Raw genomic sequence first — 4001 nt, 5'->3', positions numbered from 1 at the left:
CCGCCGCTCCTCCCGCAAGTCCACCCAGCAGAACGTCGAGGCCAGGGCGAGGCCGTGGGCGGCCAGGTCCGCCCGGAGCTTGGCGGGGTCCTCAGGGAACCCGGCGCCGTACTCCGTCCCCTCGTAGCCGGCCTCCCGCATCTCCCCGAGCGCCCGCTCGTAGGGAACGACCGGGCGCCAGTCTGGGAGATCGGCGTTGTTCCAGTTGATCGGCGCGGTCCCGATCCGCATCGCGGCCCCCTCACCCTCCCCTCTCCCCCTCACCCTCCCCTCTCCCCCCATGGGGGAGAGGGTTACAGACAAAGGGGGAGAGGATTACACATACCCTCCTGGCCCCCTCTCCCTCTCCTCTCCCCCCTCGGGGGAGAGGATTAAGGTGAGGGGGAGTGAGGATCAAGCTGAGGGCGGTGGTGAGGGGGGTAGACGCAATTCGGCTACGCCCGCCACTCGTCGAAGGCGGGCCGGACGCCATCGAGGAAAGAGTCCTGCTTCAGCTTCCACCCCAGCTCGGCCGACCGCCGGGTGACCACGACCTGGTCGAGGCAGAGCGCGTCGGCCACCGGCCCCATCTGCTTGCGCGCCTCTTCCAGCGGGATGCTCCGCGTGGCGCCCCCTTTGCCCGCCGCGTGGCTCGCCGCCCGGGCGGCGTCGGCGACCGCTACGGGGACACCATCCACGCCGTGGAAGACGCCGCGGGCCCGCTTCTCCACGACCAGCCGATAGAGTTGCCCGAGGTCATCCCGGTGCACCAGGGACCAGCGGTTCGTCCCGGTCCCCACGTAGGCCGCGGCACCCTCCTTGGTCGCCGAGGAGAAAAACTGGGTCACCAGCCCCCCTTTCCCCCCGTACACCATCCCCGGCCGGATGACCGCCGTCGCCAGGGTGCCCCGTCCGGCATCCAGCACGAGCCGCTCGTGGGCCGGACGCCACGCGACGATGGGCGCCGCCCCGGCCGTCGAGGCACCCTCGTCAGCCGGGCGGTCGCCGGTGTTCCCCAGCACCCAGACTCCGGAGGTATACACCACCCCCCGCAACCCGCCCCCGGCCTTCGTCGCGGCAAGCAGGGTCTCGATGGCGATCCTGTCCGCTTCCACGGCCTTCTCGCTGTACTCGAACCCGGCGTGAATCGCGGCATCGTGCTCCGCCGCCATCCCCCTGTACGTTGGTGGATCCTTTAGATCGCCGCGGACCGGAGTTGCTCCGAGCCCCCGGAGGACCGCTTCCTTCTCCGCGGAGCGGACAAGCCCGGTCACCCGGTGTCCTGCCTCGACCAGCGCGCGCACGATCCCGCTCCCCACGTACCCCGTCCCACCTGTGATGAAGACGCGCAGGCCATGCCCCCCCTCCCCCGCTGCGTGCCCCCCTGCACGCTGGACCGCCCCCCGACCCTCGCACCCTAAAGCTTCTCCTCGGCGCGCGCAGCCTCGTACTCCTTCCGCTTCTTTGGGAGGTAGGTCGGGATCGGCACGTCCCACCAGCCCGTCTTCTGCACCCCGGTGTGGGGCCACTCCCGGGCCGTCATGAGCTCCAGGACCGCCGGCCCTCCCTTCGCCATCGCCTTCTTGACCGCGGCGCCGATGCCTGCCGGGTCCTCCACCCGCTCCGCGTGGCAGCCGAACGCCTTGGCCACGTCGGCGAAGTGAGCGCTGTAGGGAGTCCCGTCCCTCTTCTTGAACTCCGTCCCGAGCAGCCGTTTCTCACCGTAGGCGTTGAGCTGGAGGTTCTTGATGGACTGCCAGCCGCAGTTGTTCAGGATCACGAGCAGGATCGGCACGTCGAGCTGCACGGCCACCGCCAGCTCCTGCATCGTCTGCATGAAATCCCCGTCGCCGGCGATGCCCACGACCGGCGCCTTCGGCGCGGCCAGCTTCGCCCCGATGCTGCCGGGGACCGTGAATCCCATCGTGGAGAAGCCGCCCGAGGTGATGTGGGTGCGCGGCGCGTACACCGGGAACTCCTGCCAGACCTGGGTCTGCGGGAGTCCCGCCCCGGTCACCACGATCGTCTCCTTGGGAAGCGCCTTCCGCAGCTCCACGAGGGCCCGGGAGATGGTCATGGGCTTCATGTCGGCGGTCTGGGCCGGACGCAGGCGCGCGTACCACTCCTCCCGGTGCTTGATGATGTCCTTGAAGTAGGCCCCTTTCTTGTAGTCGCGTCCCTTCCCCAGGTCCCGGACGGCCTCGAGCAGGTCGGCCAGCGCTGCCTTGGCGTCGGCCAGGAGCCCCACCGTCACCGGGTAGTTCTTCCCGATCTCGTGCGGGTCCAGGTCCACCTGAATGAGCTTCGTCGGCGGGATGGCGAATGTGATCTTATCCCGATAGGAGGACGCGATCCAGTCGGTGAACCGGCAGCCGAGGGCCAGAATCACATCGGCCGAGCGGCACAGGGCGTTGCCCACGGAGGAGCCGGTGTCCCCGGGGTGCCAGCCGTAGAGGGGATGGTCCTCGGGCGTCGCCCCCTTGCCCATCCACGTCGTCACGACCGCAGCGCCCAGGTGCTCCGCCAGCGCGGTGAACTCGGCGGCGGCGCCGGCCGTGATGATCCCGCCCCCCGCCAGCAGGACCGGCCGCTTCGCTCCCCACAGGAGCTTCGCCGCGCGCTCGACCTCGGCCGCGTCGGGGCGCATCCGCCCGTGCGGCTCCCGCTCGTCCGCCTCCGGCAGCTCCACGTCGGCCGCATCCGCCTGCACGTCCATGGGCAGGTCCACCAGGACCGGCCCCCGCCGTCCCGCCAGCATCTGGTTGAAGGCCCGGTGCAGGACGTACGGGAGCTGGTCCACGCGGCTCACCTGCCAGTAGCGCTTGACGATGGGCTCGAGGATCCGGGGGAAGTTCGCCCACTGGACCCGCTCGATCTCCTGGAGGACCGTGTGCCCCCGCATGTAGGTATGGACCGAGCCGGTGATGAGGAGGACCGCCGTGGAGTCCACGTAGGCCTGGGCGATGCCGATGGTGGTGTTGGTCGCGCCGGGCCCGATGGAGGTGGTGACGGCGAGCGGCGTCCCGCTCACCCGGTAGAAGCTGTCCGCCAGATGGACGGCGCTCTGCTCGTGCATGACCGGGATCATCTTCACCCGGTCGGCCCGGTCCACGAAGGCGTCCAGCAGCGAGGTGTTGCCGTGCCCCGGGATCCCCACGATGTAGGGGACCTCCCGGCGGATCAGGTACTCCGCGACGATCTCCCCGCCCGTGAGCCGCATCGCCGCCCTCCCCTCTGCCCCCCCTCACCTTCTCGCCGTTCCCTCTGCCTCGGTCCGCCCAGCATACCGAAACCCCCCAGCCCAGGCAAGCGAGGGGGGGCTTCGGTCTCAGCGTCCTCCCGCCCGCAAGGCCTGGAGCACCTCCCGGTGCAGCGGCGGGGTGGCCGCGCAGAGGACGTCGCTCGTCGCGCTCATATCGGGGACGAAGTTGAGCGGCTGGCCCGTGAGGTCCGTGACCGTGGCCCCCGCCGCCTCGGCCAGGGCCAGGGCCGAGAAGATCTCCGTCGGCCCCTGCCGCAGGCCCACGTAGAGGTCGACACGGCCCGCCGCGACGTCCGCCAGCCCCGGCGGCCCCCCGTTCGGGAGGACGAACCCTGCCACCCGCAGGAGGGGTCCGGCCCGGTCCAGTGCCGCCCGGAGGAAGGCCGGCTTCATGAGATAGACCTCGAGCCGCGCCCCCTGGAGCCTGGTCGCGCCGGAAGGCCGGAGGGGCACCGGGTCCCGGAGGGTCGTCCCGTCCAGCCGCCCCGTGAACCCCCTCCCACCGCCGGCTACCTCGACCGTCCCGTGGATCAGGTCGAGGCACGCCGCTGCCATCGGTCGGCCATCCGCGCTCAGGATTCCAATGGCGGTGTACCAAAAGGCCCGGATGCCGTGACGATACAGGGCCGAGCCGTCGAAGGGGTCCACGACCACGCAGACCGGCTCGCCCTTCCCCGCCACGCGGACCTCCCCCGCTTCCTCGGAGAGGACGGTGGCATCGATTCCGGCCTGGCGAATGACATCCAGGATGGCCGCCTCG

General features: G+C 70.8%; 4 protein-coding genes. All 4 read right to left on the bottom strand.

The window, feature by feature from the left end:
• Positions 1–231, bottom strand: a 231-nt coding sequence (locus VGT06_07940; protein ID HEV8663052.1) for an inositol catabolism protein, incomplete at its 3' end; no start/stop codon positions are given.
• 203 nt (positions 232–434) lie between these two features.
• Positions 435–1319 (bottom strand): NAD-dependent epimerase/dehydratase family protein, encoded by an 885-nt coding sequence (locus VGT06_07935; GenBank protein ID HEV8663051.1) that lies wholly within the window; start codon positions 1317–1319, stop codon positions 435–437.
• A gap of 77 nt (positions 1320–1396) precedes the next feature.
• Positions 1397–3199, bottom strand: coding sequence for a thiamine pyrophosphate-binding protein (locus VGT06_07930; protein ID HEV8663050.1), 1803 nt, complete (start codon positions 3197–3199; stop codon positions 1397–1399).
• 108 nt (positions 3200–3307) lie between these two features.
• A partial coding sequence (locus VGT06_07925; protein HEV8663049.1) for an inositol monophosphatase family protein occupies positions 3308–4001 on the bottom strand: 694 nt, incomplete at its 5' end.

This window comes from Candidatus Methylomirabilis sp. (genome assembly GCA_036000645.1).
Classification (GTDB): domain Bacteria; phylum Methylomirabilota; class Methylomirabilia; order Methylomirabilales; family JACPAU01; genus JACPAU01.
The sequence above is the reverse complement of the archived record's forward strand: the minus strand, read 5'-3'. Positions and strand labels throughout refer to the sequence as shown.

What these genes read in the sequence shown, in the direction of transcription:
- VGT06_07930 (HEV8663050.1), bottom strand. Translation starts at nt 3,199, where the DNA reads ATGCGGCTCACGGGCGGGGAGATCGTCGCGGAGTACCTGATCCGCCGG.